Here is an 18,507-nt window from a genome sequence, read left to right on the forward strand (position 1 = left end):
AGCTCGAAACAGGGACGTATTTTGCTTTCTCCGCCCTGCAGTTAAACGAAAACATGTATCCTTCGCCTTAGATTGTTTTTTTCAATAGCAATGCTATGCCTTTTAAGGGCTATCCTTTCTTCGAAGATCAAATTTTGGATTCGATTTGTCAACCTCGAAATATACATCATGGACAGGTTGCACGCTCGGGGCTATGCGAAGGGGCGCGCAGAAAGAAGTTTTGTTTTAAGCGAAGAATAGCCGTTAGAGGCTATTTCTCCCCTTTTTCAGGCATTTATTGCCTGATTTTGGTGCTCTAAAAGTGTTGGTTTGCTCATCAAACACATATAAATTTTTTGAGTGATGAGTGCAGTTTCAATTAAAGAAAAATTAGGTTATGCATCCGGGGATTTGGCTTCCAATTTGTTTTGGCAGACCTTTATGTTTTTCCTCCCGATTTTTTATTCGGATGTATTCGGTTTGCCCTTAGTGCAAATTGCGTTGTTATTTTCTGTTTCCAGGATATGGGATGCATTTAATGATCCGATTATGGGAATCATCGCTGATCGAACCAACAGCCGATGGGGGAAATTTCGACCTTATCTGTTGTGGGGAGCCATTCCTTTTGGAATTATTGGCGTCCTTACGTTCTCCACTCCGGACCTTTCCCCGACGGGTAAAATCGTTTACGCCTGGATCACCTATTCTTTAATGATGATGATCTACACCCTTGTGAATATTCCCTACTCTGCATTAATGGGGGTGTTGACCAATGATGAAAAAGCCCGCAACAGTATATCCTCTTATCGCTTTGTTTTTGCCTTTGGGGCAGGTTTAATTGTGACTGGTCTGAATGATTATTTGGTAGAATTTTTAGGGCAGGGAAATGATGCGATGGGCTATAAATTGACGGTTCTGGTATATGCGGTATTAGCCGTTATGCTGTTTTATTTCACCTTTTTCACTACCAAGGAACGTGTGAAGCCAATAGTAGCGGAGCGCTCCAATGTGCTGGATGATCTAAAGGATTTATCCAAAAACCGCCCGTGGTTATTACTACTTTTTGCCGGTTTGTTTACCATATTTTATGTTTCTATTCGAAATGGCGCCATCGCCTACTATTTCAAATATTACGTAGAGATTAAGTCCGTAATGTGGTGGGGAATGGAAATTAAATTAGCACCAGCCTTTATGGTATTAGGTAGCCTGGCAGGTATTGTGGGGATCTTTTTATTTAAAGGCTTAACCGATCGTTTGGGCAAGCGAAAGACTTATTTATGGTTAATGGGTTTATCCTCCTTCTTCACGATGTCCTTTTATTTTTTCAGTGGAGAGCAAATAGCCCTTATTTTTATCGGGCAGCTGTTGGCCTCCCTGTTTATGGGGCCTACCTCTCCGATTGTTTGGGCGATGTATGCGGATATTGCGGATTACTCAGAGTGGAAAACCGGGCGCCGTGCTACCGGGCTGATCTTTTCTGCCAGTACCTTTTCCCAGAAGTTCGGCTGGTCGCTAGCGGGGGTAGTGAGTATGAGCTTACTGGCATATTTTGGCTATGAAGCCAATACAGAGCAAAGTCCGGAATCTATGGAGGGGATTAAATTATTAATCAGTATCATTCCGGCTATAGGGAGTATTGCTTGCGTGCTTTTAGTGTGGCTTTACAAAGTGGATGAAAAAACGATGGCTAAAGTACAGCAAGATTTACGGGAACGAAAAACCAAGAAAGGAGCTGAAGTTGAGGGGGTTATGTCCTGATTTTTTGAGTTTCAATTAGTTGGAGCATCATGAAATTGGTTACTTGCGCTATACATTTAAGAAAAAAATAGTTAAAATAATGACCTTTTGACTAAACCCATTTATTGGAAATATGAAACCTTTTTTAGATAAAAATTTCTTATTAGATACCAAGACCGGGCAGGATCTGTACCATCAGTTTGCCGCGGATATGCCCATCATTGACTACCATTGCCACCTCTCTCCTCAGGATATTGCGGAAAACAGGCAGTTTAATAATTTGACCGAAGCCTGGTTAGAAGGAGATCATTATAAGTGGCGGGCGATGCGTACGATGGGAGTAGAGGAGACTTATTGTACGGGCAATCAGGCACCTGCTGCCAAGTTCGAGCAATGGGCCAAAACGGTACCTTATACCCTGCGGAACCCATTGTATCACTGGACACATTTAGAGCTTAAGCGATATTTTGGGATTGATCAGTTGTTGAGTTCCAAAACTGGGGCAGCAATTTATGAAGAGGCATCTCGGCAGTTGAGTACTGATCCGGAATTGTCTACCAGGGGCATGCTCAAAAAGATGAAGGTGAAGGTGGTTTGCACCACTGATGATCCTTTGGATGATTTGAGGTACCACCGTCAAAATAATGCCACTAATGATTTCACCAAAATTTATCCGACCTGGCGTCCGGATCAGGTCATTAATATTAATATGACCACCAATTTTAGAAATTATATTCAAAAATTGGGTTCAGTATGTGGTGGAAATATTTCAAGTTTTTCGGCATTATTGACCGCATTGGAGCAACGTATGGAGCACTTCAATGACCATCGTTGTAGAATGTCGGACCATGGGCAGGAAAAGCTCTATGTAGAAGATTATACGCTGGAAGAGGTGGAGGTTATTTTCCAAAAGGCGATTGCAGGGGTTCGGTTAACAGAGAAAGAATGTGATCAATATCGCTCTGCTATTATGTATGAGCTCGGCATTCGCTATCACCGTATGGGTTGGGCGATGCAATTACATTTGGGTGCTTTAAGAAACAATTCCATTCGTCAGTTTGAGCAACTTGGGCCGGATATCGGTTATGATTCCATTGGTGATCAACCGCAAGCAATGGCACTTTCCAAATTTTTGGGTCGATTAGATGCCACGGACCAATTGGCCAAAACGATCATCTATAATTTGAATCCCGCAGATAATTATGTGATCGGGAGTATGATTGGCAATTTTCAGGGAGGAAGTAAAGGCAAAATTCAATTCGGATCCGGTTGGTGGTTTCTGGATCAAAAGGAAGGAATGGAGTGGCAAATGAATGCCCTTTCCAACTTAGGTCTATTACCCTGCTTTGTGGGGATGTTAACAGATTCGAGGAGCTTTTTATCCTTCCCAAGACATGAGTACTTTCGACGGATTCTGTGCAATATGTTTGGCCATGAAATAGAGCAGGGTTTGCTACCTAATGATCGGGAGTGGATTGGACAAGTGATTGAAAACATTTGTTTTCATAATATCAATGAATATGCGTTTCAATTGGAATTTGAGGATGTATAAGGTGCACCAACTGGTTGCAAATTCGAATTGTTGAAAGCGATTTCGGATAATTGCTCAACAATAGCGATGCTATCTTACAAAATAATCTAGTATCGCTTCTGCATAAATTAAACCCTCGCTGCGAATTTTGGCTTTTAAACACGCTTTTATAATTTCATTTAGTTAATAAGTTCATAGTATTGGCCGTCCTGCTCCAAGAGTAGTGACGGTTTTTTTTTGAGGTTACTGGTCCATGCCAGATTAAGCCGAATTATTCCCCTCTAAATACATTAACTGACTGCAAGTAAATGAATTTCAGTTCAGATCGATTTATTTACTTTGATTTATAATAGCTTAAATTTGGGCAGGCTTGCGTTCTCCTCATTCCTCTGTTTCGTTGGAAAAAACTCGAAATAGGAAGTTATTCCTTCATTTTTTCCGCCTTAAAGCTAAACGAGGATTTAACCCGAATTATTCACCGCTAAATTAAGTAGCTCACCTTAACTGTTTTATTATCAACTCAATAGACTCGTTTCCCTGATTTTTTTATAGCCCAAATTTGGGCAAGCTTGCTTTCTCCTCATTCATCTGCTTCGTTGGAAAAAACTTGAAATAGGAAGTTATTCCTTCATTTTTTCCGCCTTACAGCTAAACGAGGATTAAAGCATGAATAATCCGGGTTAAGCATGAATTATCCGGATTAATTTTCACGAGTAATTTAAGCCGGATTTAAGGATGATAATCCGGCTTAACTTGCTCCTATTGCTGAATCAGTTTAAAACGATGCAACACTCCGGCTTTTTGCACTTGTAGGTAGAGAATTCCAGGGGGTAATTGTTCTTTTGCCTCAATGACGGAATGACGCTGAGCGTTGGTAATGCCGGCCTCATATTGACGGCCATTGAGGTCAATAAAGCAGGCAGTCTCTAGGTTTCCGCTGTTGATGCGTACCGTCTTATTAAAAACGGTAGGAGAGACTTTAAGTGTAGGAGGCTGCTCGGTAGCCAGCACTGGATTGGATTTGGACTGAGGCCGAAAGGTCAGTTTGAAGACTCCCTCTTTTGCTTCCGGAAACTTCAGGGTATTGCTACTGGCTTCAAAGGCGGTATACGGCGTATTTTGATACTGGACTGCTTCCAGCTTAAGGGCACCCGCCTGCATTTCTAAAGGTGCTATTTGTACTGTTTGCCCCTTTTCTCCCTTGAGGTAATAATAGAGGTCAAAAGTTTTTCCGTGGTAATAAGCACTGGTGTATAAATAGATAAAATAGCCCAACTCGGCATCGTGAAAGCCCGCTTTGAACATATCAGCGAGGTCATCCTGAGTGGGGGTGCCATATTGAGATGTGGTGGGGTAGGAGATACCTAAGCTCGGGTGGAGCATATGTGTTTCGAAAAAGCCCATGGCACGATCTGCCAGTTCCAGATACGCCCATTGGTGTTCTTCTTCAGTGGTATTATAATAATTACTAAGCCCCGAAGTAAAAGCCTGTTCCATCACCCAATGGTTTTTCCGCTTGTCGGTAATTTCTCCGGTTTTCCAGTTCAGAGTAAGAAATGGCCCTCCTCTCTCGTGATCGATCGCCTTTTTTGAAGGATCTAATATTTGTATTAGTATCTTATCGGCGGCTTGTTGAAATTCGGCATCGTCGAAAAATATACTTGCTCGGGAAAGGCACCAGGCCGTTTTTAAAATATGACCAATACCTGTTTTTGTACTGCCCCATTTTACTTCCCAGTTATTGTTAAAGTTTTCAGGGAAACCGAGTTTTATCCCACTCTTATTGACATTCCCGGCCAGGTATTCTTCCGCATTTTCACTCAACCGTAGGTATCGTTCTTCAATAGCATCGCTATACCCCATTAAAGCTAATGATGCTGTATGTGTATTGATGCCATCAATGGTAGCCGTAAACCCCTTGCCGGTTGGATTTGACCAGTTTTCACCTGCTCTTTCAAAATAACCTAAATACTGCGAGCGGCTATCCCAAATATAATCATCCAATGCTTTTAATCCTTTGGCGAGCATTTCGGTGGTTTCCTCGGAATAGGGCGTTGGCGTTCCCGCCGTTGCTTCGAACATGGCTGTTGGCCCAACCAAAGCATATTCTTGTTGAAAGGTCCATTTTTCCTCCGGATTCCAGGGCGCTCCGAAAGATTTTTGAGCATCGATATCACGGGTGAAATACCAGCCTCCATAAGTTTGGTCCCAACCGTAGTTGTTCAGGTAGGTCAGGGCTTTTTGTGCAGCTTGGAGGTATTTGACTTCACCGGTGAGCTGAAAGGCTTTTCCAAAAGCATAAGCGGTCCTTGATATAGCGCAGAGGCTTTTAAAAGAATAATCTTCGAATCCTCTATTTTGAGGAAAGCGCGGTTGCCCATCTGCCCCGGCAAAAGTATAAAATCCACCATCCTTTTGGTCTTCCAGGCGAAGGTGAAAATCGGCTACGGCTTTTACAAAATCAATGGCACTTTCGGGTTGAGTTAGAAAAGTGGAAGTAGGTTGATATTGTGCCTGACTCACCAACGCGGGGCCTAGGCATAATAATAAAATTAAAAAATGTTTCATGGTTTTATCTTTCAAAGAGGTGTCTACTACCGGTGCCTTATCGCCTGAGTAGTGTGTGAATATTAAATAAATCAGTGCTATATGCGCTTAAAAATTTGGTCTGTAAAAAGGAGGAAGATGCTCAATGTTCGCTCCCAGGTCTCGTCCCTCTTTCCCATACCCATTAATGCTGATACTTTTGCCCTTGGGTAAGGCGTTGGCCTTCAAAGAGAAATTATGCTCACCCGCATTAATAAATATGGTAGTATCAATGTATGACTGCTGCTCAATAGGATATACCGTTCCGAGGTACCCCTCACAGGCTTGTTTACTGACCATTGGACTTGTCATATTATTGGTGATGTGGAGATTTTGATCTTTTGCCGCTTGATCAAAAGCTCTTCCTTTTTTAAAAGCGGCAATTTCAAAACCGGTATTATCTACCATCAGATTATTGAAAAAATAAGCATCGTGAATCTGTTCGCTGCGCAGATCCAGCCCACCGCCCATGCCGGCCCAATGCGCTGCCAAACCATTTCCTACCAGGGTATTATTGTAAAAATAGAGGTGACTCCGCACAGCATCTTTACCAAAAGTGGCAATGATAAAGCCACTATGCCGATTATTATAAAACAGATTATCATGAATGGCAATATGTGCCATTTTAGAATCTTTCCCCTCGGCACTTATGGCCATTCCAAACCCACAATCATGAACGACATTCGCATATACTTCGATATGCTCTAATTTTCTAAACCAGCTGTCCAGATAGATGCCTTGCGACTTATTGTCGTGACAATAATTGTGGTGAATCTTGCCATTGGAGCTAAACTCCTTACAGTCTATTCCTTCTTTTTTATTCATGTGAAGATGGTTGTAAGCCACTTCAAAATGATTACTTCCGGCAATGGAAATAGCCTCATGTGGCGCCTGCCGCTTGTATTTCTTCCCTTCGGGGCGTTGTTCCTGGTCGTTGGCACCGACAATTTCGCAATGAGTGATTTTTACACTGTCCGCATACCATACCCCTATACCCGAATTGTAAGAGAGCATGGATTTGCAATTGTTCAAATGGATATTGTGGGTAACCGTTGGGTCGTAATTGATCACCCGGTTTCCCTCTCTTCTTCCTTGTCCATAAATCATGAATCCCGCATTGTGGGAATCAAAAAGTTGTAGATTGTCCACTCGAACATATTTCACCCCCTGAATATGAAATAAGCCCTGAGTTATCCAATCCCCGGATTCGGGCAGTTCAAGTAAGAACTTACCTCCGGAAATGCCTACTTTTTTATGGGGCTCTCCCATGATTGTTACCCAGGCATCAGGTCGTCCTGAGTGTTTTACTCGCAATTGACCCTCCGGATAATAGCCACCCGCAGCGATCCAAAGTGTGTCACCTGCAAAGGTATGGTCAAGGCCCGTTTGAATATCTTTGAATGGTTTTGAAACACTTCCATCGCCATTCTTTTTGGCATCGGCAGCAACATAAATAGTTTTAGCCCAACAAGGAGCAAGGGTTAGAAGAGTAAAAAGAGTAAGTAAGAATTTCATAAAAATATTGCCTTGGTAAAAAATTGCCTAATACTACAATGGTAAGGTTTTTTATAATCTTGGTAGGGGAGCATTGATTTCAAAAAGAGCAAGAATTGTCGGGTAGGTGGGATAGTAATAAAAAGTAAACCTTCAGCCAACCACACTTGCAAAAAAATCAAAGCCATTGAGGGTTGGCGGCCAAATTTTCATTTAGCGGAAGTAGTTCCCTGATTTTGGAAATAGAATGGTTATTAATTCTTCGAAGCACATCCTCCAGCCATTTGGATGGATTTATTCCATTAGCTTTACAGGTGCCGAAGAAGGAATAATACATCGCAATATTTTGGGCAGCAGCATGTGAGCCCGCAAAAAGAAAGTTCTTTTTTCCGAGGGCTAAAGGTCTGATCAGGTTTTCAATCAGGTTATTGTCCGGATGTAATTGGGGATCTTGTGTAAAGGTGATCAAGCGATCCCAGAGGTTAAGCATATAGTTAATCGCCTTTCCGATGAGCGATCTTGGAAGCGCATCTTTCTGTTCATTAAGCGCCCAACTTTTGAGTTCCTCCAAAATCTTTATGCTATCAGATTTTCTCATTTTCAGGATTTGTTCCGGGGAAAACTGCTCCTCTTTAGCTTTGGTCTCCAAGGCATAAAGCCTCCCAATTAAATCCAGTGCAATTTGCGCTTTCTTCCTGTGGTTTTTGAGTGCGGCGTCAAACTTTCGCCGGACATGTGCCCAGCAAGCCAGCAAATTGATATCCGGAATTTGACCAAACTGATCATAGGCGGCGTAACCATCGGTTTGCAGGAAATCAGGCAGCTTTTTTAATAAATCTTTTGGGATTTGCTTCCCTCTCCCTTTGGCATAATCAAAAACAACCAAACCGCTTTCGGGGACATGCCTGACCCACATATATCCCCGGTGAGAGGAACCAGGTTTTTCGCCATCAAGTACCTGAATGGGTGATTCATCCATTTGTAAGTATCCCGCCTCCAGGGCCATTTTCACGGCCTCTTCAAAAAGTGGTAGCATTAAACGGCTCACATTGTTGAACCAGTTAATCACGGTACTCGGTGCAAGGGATTCACCGGTTTCACGAGCTAAAATTTTAATCTGTCTGTCCCAAGGAAGGTGGTCGTCAAATTTGCCAATAAGCAAATAAGCAATTAATGACGCATCTGCACCACTCTTAGGCAAAACAATATCCGGAGGAAAATCAGCGATAACGATATCGCCGTTTGGCAGCTTGTATTTATAACGGATGATCTGTCTGACCACCATCCTTTCGGGATAAATCTTCCTATATTCGGAAACCTCTGTGCCTAAAAAATGAGCTCCCGGGATCTCCAGCTTATAATGTTCAACCTCACGCTCCAAATGGTCGCTAATCGGCTTTCTTACCGGTGGGATAGAACCTGCTTTGGGAGATTTTCTGGGAGGCTTTTCGATATCAGAATCTTTGGGCGATTTTTTTCGTTTTTCAGACTTACCTGTCTTTAGTAATTTCAGGACGGCATCCAATTGTTGTTGCAGAGAATCAACTTTCTCATTTAAGGAATTAATTTCTTCATCCTTCCCTTTTATAATTGATTCATACTCTTGTGCTGACATACCTAAAGATACGAAAAAACCGCCTTAAAACTTAAATAAAGGCGATTTTTGACGGCAATCAGGCATATCTTTTTCTCTGAATTCTTTGCTCCAAACTTATCCCACAGAGCATCATTTCCAAGGTGTGTTTCGGGATTGAAATGGATTTATCTCCAGCTTTATGACTCGGAATTTCAAACGTCCCTTTTTCCAACCTTTTATAGTAAATGGCAAACCCTCCAGCTTCCCATTGCAATAACTTGATTTTATTTCTCGCCTTATTAATGAAAATAAATATCTCTCCATTGGTGGGGTCTCTTTCCAGTTCATTTTCCACCAGGCCACTCAGGCCATCAAAACCTTTTCTCATATCTACAGCCTCCGCATAGAAATTGAGTTTATCGTTAGGACCTACGCTAAGCATGTGGAAAGGATTAATTCAATAACATGTGACGGTGCGGAGACCGGAATTTCTATAGCACTACCAGTTTTCAGCCTGATTACTATCCCTTCTGCAGTCGAAGCATGGGGCGCTTCTTCTAAAATCATATCGGTTTTGATCTCTACAAAACGCGGTTCTGGTGTTTTTTCAACCTCCTGCTCTTTCCTCCAGGCAGCTAACCACCCTCTGAAGGACCCTGAAGGGATCCCATTTTTCCTACAGTAATCTGCCTGACTCAATCCACTCATCTCCCACTTTTTGATATGAGCCTCTTTAACGGCCTTTGTTTTCCTCATTTTTTTTAGAGCAAAGGTATGTGGTGGGGAGGTTGGAGGAAACAGTGGTTAGCTGAAGGCTTACAATAAAAAAAGCACCAACCGTGGTTAGTGCTTTTTAAAAAGGTGATTATGGCTTATTTAATAATAATTCGACTACTGTATTGATTTACTTTCAGAATGTATAAGCCAGGCACCAAATCGTTTACCATTATACTTGTTTTTTCCCCGGCAATTATAGCCTTTTTGACTACCTCTCCTTTGACATTGATTAGTTGATAATCAAGCTGTGAGGCATCAGGGGCTATCACTTGTAGATGATCACTCACAGGGTTAGGATAGGCCAGGATCTGGTAATCATCAGTGTTAGGATCTGCGCCTGCTGCATCCTCAAAGCTAAGGGTGCGGAGATTGGACACATCCGGATAAGGCAAGTTATAATGATCTAATAACATCTTGAATTTAGGGGCCTCATCGATGGGTTGGCCCACATATTCCACATGTCCCCATTGTCCCCACTTGGACCAGCCGGCTAACATCACGAATGGAACGTTCGTCACCAAACCGGATTGCTCATAGCGTTCAATCCACTGCTCGTATAGGGCGGCAAATGCAGGCATTCTTTCCAAATCATGAATGTAGTCCACCGATTCAGGACGAACATCAAACCATTTTCCTAATTTAGTATCACCATTATATATATCCCGACTGGTGATCAGGTGAGAGTTACCCTCATAGGCAACAATTGGGATACCAGCCTCACGAGCGGCTTTCAGATTATCACCAACTTTTTTGGAATAAGAATGGAATTCATTATCGGTAAATGGCCCGGAGCCTAAACGTTTGGCCAGCTCATTGAGCACCATTTGCTTATTATCCTTGACCTGATTCCAGTTGTCATGCATCCACTGCTCAATACCGTGGGCAAAATAGGTAGTCACGGCGATGGCATCAAAATCTACATGAGGGGTGGCCACTTCCAATATTTGCTTGGTTACCCATGCATCTCCATAACCCGTTTGAGTACCAATAATTCTCACTACTCGCTCAGGATCACCAAAAGCATCTCTAAATACATTGGTCTTCATTTTGGAAATATTCCCCAGACGCTGGTGGAAATTGTTTCCTGGTATTGAAGTGTTATTATTGACATAATGACTTTGAGAGAAGCCCCAATTCCAAACCTCATTAGAATATTCGATCCATACTCGAAGGTTGCTTTTTAACGGCTCGGTGGTTTTTTTGCTACCGTCATATCCCGTTTTAATCAGGGTAGCCAATTTTCTTACAAAATCATCGTCCGCTTCATGTGGAATACATACCCACATATCCGTATTCATTTCATTGGCCAGCTCGATCATCGCTTCATAGGAGGCACTGATCACATAAGGTGCGGCGGTAGAATTTTTCAAAGCCGAAGAATAAGAAGCCCAATCGCGAGGGGTGCGATCACTCCATTTTTTTACTTTGGAATGGTTGGTATGCCCCAAGTCCATCATTCGTAAAACTCCTCCTACAAAAGGCTTCATATATTCCGTATATTCCGGGTTCCATAGGCTTGGATTATCTTCTTGCCCCGGAAGGTAGATATGGATCTTCGTAGCGGGGAAGCTGTTGACTCTAAACTTAATGGCGTGCTTGTCCCCATTGGTCATCTCCATCTGATACCTTCTCTTTTTCACTGTTCCGGAAAGGTCCTCACTGATAAGTGTCGCATCCGCGAAAATGGATACATCGCCGCTACCTTCCCAGGTCAGGGTATAGATGCCATCCTTCCAAGTTCTTCCATTGTCCACACCGATCCATCCCTCAGGCTGTTGTCCATTGGCGGTCTTAGGACAACCATTTTCGTCCCAGGAGCCAACATACCACCAAAGGGCGGCTTTCACTGCATCATTGAAGGGGCAATAGGGCTGATAATAATTCACGCCGTTTAGTCCTACTCCAACCTTAGGCCAATCTCCGGATACCGGAGGGACTTCTCCTGCTTGACTGATGTTAACGGTAGCGGTCAGTCCTTCTCCGTTGATGGTGATGGTCGCATTTCTGCTGTCTGAACCGTTAGCTGCTGTGGTAACCGTTATCGTCGAATTATTAGCGCCACTGGTTTTGTCCAGCGTGATCCAGCTTTGAGATGCACTGATCGTCCAGGCCACATTTGACGAAATATTGAAGGAGGCTGATCCGCCATTTTGGCCATAACTTAATGAGCTTGGGCTTACACTCAGTTCCTTGCTTGGAGGAGGAGGAACGTCACCATTCATCGAACCATAGACAATCAGATCATCTCCAGTGCCACGGCCCAGTCCGCAGGACTCATATTTATCCGTTCCGCCGGAAATATATATTCTGAACTCAACGGAAGAGGTCAACTGCACATGATTAGTCAGCTCGATGGAAACCATCGAAGCATCCTGATTGGCCTGTACAGTGGTAGCGCCTAAGGTGTTTGAGGTGGAGAAACCATTGACACTTGACATTAAAGTGAAAGTACGACTTACATTCTGACTGACAGGTCTGAAATCCACTTTGGTGATGCTAACATCATTCCCACTTTCAGGGCTAATGCTAAAGGTAATGTATTCCGAGCCGTTGATAGCGTCAGTAAGGTTGGATGCAGTTTGATCCTTGGCCGTCAATCCATGGCCATCACCATACTTCAGGGCAGTTAATCCCTGGCCGAAAGAGGTGGCCGTAACGCTTAATCCAGCCATGGAGGTTTTTGGATCCACACTTCCGGCACCGTTGGTGCCTGTAAATTCCCAGCTGGCCAACTCCCCTGAGGCAGGCGGGTTGGTAACCCCTGCATCCTGGCTGATATTGATTGTACGGCTTATGCCCTCTCCACTTACAGTAACACTGCCACTTCTGGCTTCAGCATCATTGGATGCAACACTAATGCTGATGTTACCATTATTACTACCACTGGCAGGGTTCAGCGTAATCCAGCTTTCAGCAGTGCTGGCTTGCCAATTTATGTTTGAGGAGATGGACACATTTTGACTACCTCCGGCTGCGGGAAAGTCAAGATTCGAGCTGGAGACAGTCAGGAAGGGTGAACTTCCCGTATCTACCTGTCCATTAACAATAAGGTCGTCACCGTCCCCGGCACCCAAACCTACGGCTTCGTATTTATTGGTACCTCCATACACATAGATTCGAAATTCAACCGCCTCAGCGAGTTGATTATGGTTGGAAATAGGAATGCTTTGCAAACTCGCCTCCACATTTACCTGGATGTTGAAACTTCCTAAAACCGAGGAAGCATCGAAGCCACTATGGCTGGAGAGGATGGCAAAAGTTCGACTGGTGTTTTGACTCACAGGCCGGATTTGTAAATCACTAATGCTGATGGTTTGCCCATTGGCAGGAGTAAGGGTAAAAGTAAAGTACTCCTCCTGACTGATGGCTTCGGTCAGGCTGCTGGCGAGTTGCTCTTTGGCAGTAAAAGCGTTGCCCCCATTGTAACTCAGAGGGACGATACCATTACCAGCGGTAAAATCTGATACATTTACTCCGGACGCCTGGTAATCCGGCGGACTACTACTGGGCGTATTAGTACCGGCAAAATCCCATTGGGCTAATGATTGCCCCCAGGTTAATGAACTCAGGTTCATGAGGAACAGGAGCAATAAGTAATGCTTCGTTTTCATTATAAAAATAGTTTACGTAAAAAAATATAGTTTAAATAATATCCCATATTAAAAGAATGGGATGGTTTGATGATTGAAATGCCTGAAAAAAATCTATTAATTCATGTGAATGAATGGTGGTTTTTAATTGTTGGTTTTGTTTTACGAATAATAAGTTATATCTCGTAGTGAGGTAATGAGAGAAAATATTGATTAAAAATGGGTATATTTTTTTGGATGAAAACTTAGGTTTTTTTGACCGATATAAAGTGGATATTTTGTTCCGCTTATATCCTATCCGCCAAACAGGAAGAGGAGTATTTTTTCGCTCTAATCTGTTTTTAATGCGCGGAAACTAACTAAAAGGTGTCGAAAAAAATTACCCATTTGAGATAAGGTGTTTTGGGCTGTAGGTAAAAATTGACGTATGGATGTCATGGCTCATTTTTCCAAATGCAACCTTCAAATGTTATCATTCAAATTTGGCGATGAAATTTTAAGAAGTTTCAAGGTCAAATAGTTCGGTTCAACAACCTCAGTAGCTCACCCAGCTTTAGGGAGTGTTTAAAAGCACACCATCCGGCTACAAATTCGAATTATTGGAAGCGATTTTGGATAATTTCTCCAAAATACTGCTGCTACTCTCTCAAAATAATCGGGTACCCCTTCTGCAATAATCAAATTTTCGCTGCGAATTTTGGCTTTTAAACACGCTCTTATTGAGGCTTTTTTATAAGGGGATAAAAAAAGCCAACACCTTGAAAAGGCATTGGCTACAATTGGATTTTTTTGGAATTTAGCTTTTGATTTTTTTCGATTAATTCGATTGACCTGTATCAGCCATTTACTGCCTAATTCCCCTTAGGGCTGTTGATTTTGTTCCAGCGAGGAAGCAGATGAAAAACAGATATTCGTAAGACGCCATTCTTTACCGTGATCAGCATTTATTTTTATATGGAGCCAATGGGTAAGTTTCCCCGCATTTTCCTCAGTCTTCATATTGGCTTGTAGATGTATGTTTTCTGAGCCTTTGATTTTATAGTCCTCTAATTGAATAAGAGGATCGGCCACCTCAAATTTAATTTCTGCCTTTCCTTTTCCAACTAAATAATCAAATGCCTTTTTGATCTCGCCCGTTTCCGGTATGCTGTTTACCGCCGGGAGAAAAAGCTGTCCCTTTGAGGGTTGGTGTATGATGGGGTGTGTGAGGGATGTTTCCACATGCAATTGATTGAAAGCCACCCTGGATTGTTCCAACATTAATTGGGTAAGTTCCGGATTAAGCTGGACCAGGTTATGACGTTCCTGCGGATCTTCTTGCACGTTGAATAATCTTAGGGTTGATCCTTTTTCTTCAAACTCCTGCTCACTTCCATTCTGAATTAGCTTATAAGGGCCTTTTCGGTAAGCAATGGCCTGTTCCTTAAAGTCATATAAGCGGTGTACATTGGACGACTTCAAAGTGATATACTCATTGAATTTACCTAATGTGCTCCAGGCCTCCTGCGACGGTTGCCACGCACGGTGGGCATAAAATAAATGTTCCTCGGAGCAATCAGAAGCAAAGTCAATGAGATCTGACTGATTTTGAATTCTTCTTTCCGATAGGTCCTGAATCATGGCGAAAATATCCTGTCCACTGATGAACTTATCAGAATAACCGGCACCAAACCCATGAAAGTAAAAAGGCGATTTAATTCCATTTTCCAGAATATTACCTTTATGACCACGGTATTGGTGGTGATAACGGTACTTGCGATCCTCCTCACTGAGGTAACGATGGATGATGGCCGGGCCATTGTCGCTCATGAATAGAACATAAGTGGGGCGGTTCTGTGGTAAAGATTGAATTTCGTCCAGTAATCGACCAATGTGCGTGTCCAGATGCGTAATCATTCCATACAGGGTCGACAAACCGTTGGACAGGCCTTTTTCTTTATATATATTTTTATATTTCTCTGGAGCTTTCAGCGGTTCATGTACCGTTAGATAGGGGAGGTAAGCAAAAAATGGGCGTGGGTCATCCCGATGCATATACTGAATAGCATAATCCGTGATCGTTTGGGTTACCCAACCTTCATGGCTAATAGCTTTGCCATTAAAATGGCCATGATTTTGGCCGTCTTTGTCGATATATTCATATAGGCGGGCCATGAATGCTTCCTCAAATCCACGATCCCAGGGCATATATCCAGGTGTCTTGCCTAAATGCCATTTACCCCACATAGCAGTGCGATATCCTTTTTCCTGCAATACATCGGCAATAGTTTGCTCCTCTAAATTTAGATAATCTTTACCTCCGTGCACATGGCTGACCCCAACGGAAAGGTGGGGCTTTCCTGTTAATAATTCTGCCCGACTACTTGCACAAACTGGCGTAACGTAAAATTGTGAAAAACGAATAGACTCCATCGCTAAGCGGTCAATATTTGGCGCCTTAACGGTCATGTTACCTTCAGAGGGAAGGTCATCGATGCCCAGGTCATCCAACTGAATTAAAACGATGTTTGGCCGTTGGTCTTTTCCACTTTGGCTGTACCCCATCGTGGAAAGAAAACTTAACCATATTCCTATGATTATCGGGTAACAGGTTTTTGGAAAAATAGACATAGTTAATGCTTTTGAGTTTGAAAAAACGGTTGCCCGTATTCGAAGAAAGGAGAAAGCAGGTAAATGTTGAACTTTAGATTTAGCCCCTCATAAATAGTCACCTCACTGCTGCTAATTGTAGGTTTAGCCCTTGAAATATTAATGTAGAAATGCTTTTCTTTTGATTAAAAATCGCTTGTAACTGCTCAGAGGTATAGCTCTTTGATCGCTGACTTTTAGGATCAAATGAATGTCTTCCTCTTTGGTATTATTAAAGCTTAAGGTAACCTTTTCCGTGTCAGTGCCATCAAGATGAATATGATCAGTGCTTTCAAGTCCAGATGCCTCAGGGTAAAGTATCCATTCGAACTGAAGGGCATCACCATCAGGATCAAAACTTAAACTCGCATCCAGTTGCAGCTTTTTTTCATGAGCAATTTCGATTTCCTGTATAAGTTCTCCTTCACAATAACCATTACGCATTTGGATGACTGGGTAATGGTTAGCCTCCTCATAGCGGCTGGCAGTAGCCCACTTTACGCGGTTGGCAAAATCATTTTGGAAATCTGTTCTCCATCGGAAAACAGTCGCTTGAGGAGCCAATGCACCACGGTTTGTAGTGTCGGTGTAAGCATATTCTTGCGTATCTCTGAACCTATTATCTTGCTTTTGTTGAAATCGACCACCCCAACCACCGTATTCGGGTTTTTCCGGGACATTTAAACCATTACTGAGGAAATATAGCAAAGAAGGCGAATCTCCTTCCTTCATTACACCATGTGGATTTTTATTCTTCCCACCGGTCCATGCCTTGTCTGGATATAACTTAGTGATTGGGTTTTGACCAATGATATTGTGCTCCATCCATTCCCGAGAAGTAGTGGATAAATCACCTCCTAAAAACATCCCCCGATAAGTAGAGTCCCAACTATTCCCGTTTTCAGCAAGAGAAAGAATGATCTTTAACCCTTGAAATTGTTGAAGGATCCAGTCGTTGGAACTATCCTGCTTTCCTATAAAATAGACTTGTAGTTTATCAATGAATTCATCTTGCTCTGCCTCGGACCTTTCATGACGAATTCGCCATAAAGCCTGGGCTAAATCACAGGCTCCTCCCCAAACGGCAACATTCACTCGACTTTTTGATTGATCAACTACGTTGATGATCCAGTCAGACCCCTCCGTATCGTGCGCTGCTCCAACGTAATTTTGATATGGAATATTTCGCCCATTTTTATCCGATCCCTTTTTTACTAATTGATGCAAGTAAGATGCGGAAGGGAAAGTAGGGGCATGAATTCTAAAGTTTTGTTCCACTTCACCATAAGCATCAATCAATTGATGGGCAAGATCATCCCTCAAAACGGCAGCTTCATCTTCGCTATTATTGTCCGCATTCGTAATGATCCCTGCGAGCTGAACGCGATCTAAATAGTGGAGCAATCGCACCAATGATTGTTGGTCATCAGGGTCTTGCCCTAGGTCTGTGGTCACAATCAAAACAGGTTGATCGTTAGGCTCTGCCATGGTGGGTAAACTCAAAAGTGCAAGGACCACGAGGGCCAGCAAGCTGCACTTAATTTGTCGAAGATAAATTGCCATTTTTCGTTTTTCAGTCGTGGTTGATTTTTCGAAAGAAACGATCCAAAATTTTAAATTCAGGGGAATTTTTGTCTCAATAGGTAGTAAATCTTAACCATTGATTTTTGATTAGAGTGGCTTTATAGTCCAGCCACCAGAATTTCGCGGTTTCGAGCATTTTTAAAGCACACCACCAGGCTACAAGCTCAAATTATTTGAAGCCATTTCGGGTAATTTGCCAACAGTAGCGACGTTATGCGCTCAAAATAATCGGGTATCGCTGCTGTAAAACTTCCATTTTTGGCTATTAAACACGCGCTTAGATAAAAGATTTTTTTGAACTTAAACTTTCATTTGGTAGGTACCTTTGGTTAGTATGTGCTGAAAATAGGATCAGGAATAGCGTTGAAATATCAATATTGAGAATACTATGGATATGATCAAAAGATAGGTGTAAATGTGGTAAATTGAATTGGCCAATTGTTATCGCTCTTAACCTTTATAAATGGATAAATAAAGGTTAAGTTGTATTTTTAGACTGCCCAGAAAAGAAGCGTATGGAAAAGAGGCTGAAGAATTTTCCTGGTTATAGATCAATTCATGCTTAATAAGGAATAATCTAAATATTGGCAAGCGACAAGAATTTCTTCGGAATTAGTTCTTGCAAGACTGATTTTTCAAAAAACGATTTCCATTGATGATTGCTATCTTATAATTTAAAACAAATTGTATTAAGCCTTGAGAAGGTGAAGGGTCACTTGCTTTTAGGAATAATTTGTGAAATGAGGTTTTAAAGTTTTATAGAATCGTCTCCGTAAAATAGTAGTGAAAAGACCATATTGGTGATAACCAGTGGTTAAAAGGTAATTACTCAGCTTACTATTTAACATAACCTTTATTATAATATTAAAATGAAATAAGCTAAAATAAGTCTATATCATATACTAAAAATCATAAAAACCGGTTTTCATTACAAATAGAATTAATTGGAATTACGCCATGCCGTATCTTATTAGTAAATCAGAAATCTCATTTTCCAGCTTATTAAGCGTATTATTTTTGAATTT

The 18,507-nt window shown here is 42.1% G+C and carries 10 protein-coding genes; 2 read left to right on the top strand and 8 right to left on the bottom strand.

Features of this window, described 5'->3' with window-relative positions:
* The first annotated feature begins 342 nt into the window (after positions 1-342).
* Complete coding sequence (locus tag AAA970_RS23810; protein WP_338239394.1) at positions 343-1,737, top strand: MFS transporter; 1,395 nt, start codon at positions 343-345, stop codon at positions 1,735-1,737.
* A gap of 112 nt (positions 1,738-1,849) precedes the next feature.
* Positions 1,850-3,268: a glucuronate isomerase gene (uxaC, locus tag AAA970_RS23815; protein WP_338239395.1), complete on the top strand. Its 1,419-nt coding sequence runs from the start codon at positions 1,850-1,852 to the stop codon at positions 3,266-3,268.
* 738 nt (positions 3,269-4,006) lie between these two features.
* Here the strand turns inward: uxaC and AAA970_RS23820 are convergent.
* The 8 genes from AAA970_RS23820 to AAA970_RS23855 form a co-directional block, all read right to left on the bottom strand.
* A complete protein-coding gene (locus AAA970_RS23820) occupies positions 4,007-5,815 on the bottom strand; it encodes an AGE family epimerase/isomerase (protein WP_338239396.1) in 1,809 nt (602 codons plus the stop codon).
* A gap of 87 nt (positions 5,816-5,902) precedes the next feature.
* Positions 5,903-7,348: a right-handed parallel beta-helix repeat-containing protein gene (locus AAA970_RS23825; RefSeq protein ID WP_338239397.1), complete on the bottom strand. Its 1,446-nt coding sequence runs from the start codon at positions 7,346-7,348 to the stop codon at positions 5,903-5,905.
* A 157-nt stretch (positions 7,349-7,505) separates the two neighbouring features.
* Entirely contained in the window at positions 7,506-8,942 is a 1,437-nt protein-coding gene (gene tnpC / locus AAA970_RS23830; protein WP_338239398.1) for an IS66 family transposase, read from the bottom strand.
* Positions 8,943-9,000: 58 nt separating this feature from the next.
* Complete coding sequence (gene tnpB / locus AAA970_RS23835) at positions 9,001-9,345, bottom strand: IS66 family insertion sequence element accessory protein TnpB (protein ID WP_338239399.1); 345 nt, start codon at positions 9,343-9,345, stop codon at positions 9,001-9,003.
* Positions 9,333-9,659, bottom strand: a complete 327-nt coding sequence (gene tnpA, locus AAA970_RS23840) for an IS66 family insertion sequence element accessory protein TnpA (RefSeq protein ID WP_338239400.1) — start codon at positions 9,657-9,659, stop codon at positions 9,333-9,335. The genes tnpB and tnpA overlap by 13 nt, the downstream gene beginning before the upstream one ends.
* 116 nt (positions 9,660-9,775) lie before the next feature.
* A complete protein-coding gene (locus tag AAA970_RS23845; RefSeq protein WP_338239401.1) occupies positions 9,776-13,291 on the bottom strand; it encodes a BACON domain-containing protein in 3,516 nt (1,171 codons plus the stop codon).
* Positions 13,292-14,131: 840 nt separating this feature from the next.
* Entirely contained in the window at positions 14,132-15,880 is a 1,749-nt protein-coding gene (locus AAA970_RS23850; protein WP_338239402.1) for a sulfatase-like hydrolase/transferase, read from the bottom strand.
* A gap of 138 nt (positions 15,881-16,018) precedes the next feature.
* The gene (locus tag AAA970_RS23855) at positions 16,019-17,461 is read right to left on the bottom strand and encodes a DUF1593 domain-containing protein (RefSeq protein ID WP_338239403.1); all 1,443 of its coding nucleotides are present in this window, start codon (positions 17,459-17,461) and stop codon (positions 16,019-16,021) included.
* Positions 17,462-18,507: the final 1,046 nt, after the last annotated feature.

It is taken from the genome of Persicobacter diffluens, from assembly GCF_036244895.1.
GTDB lineage: Bacteria > Bacteroidota > Bacteroidia > Cytophagales > Cyclobacteriaceae > Persicobacter > Persicobacter diffluens.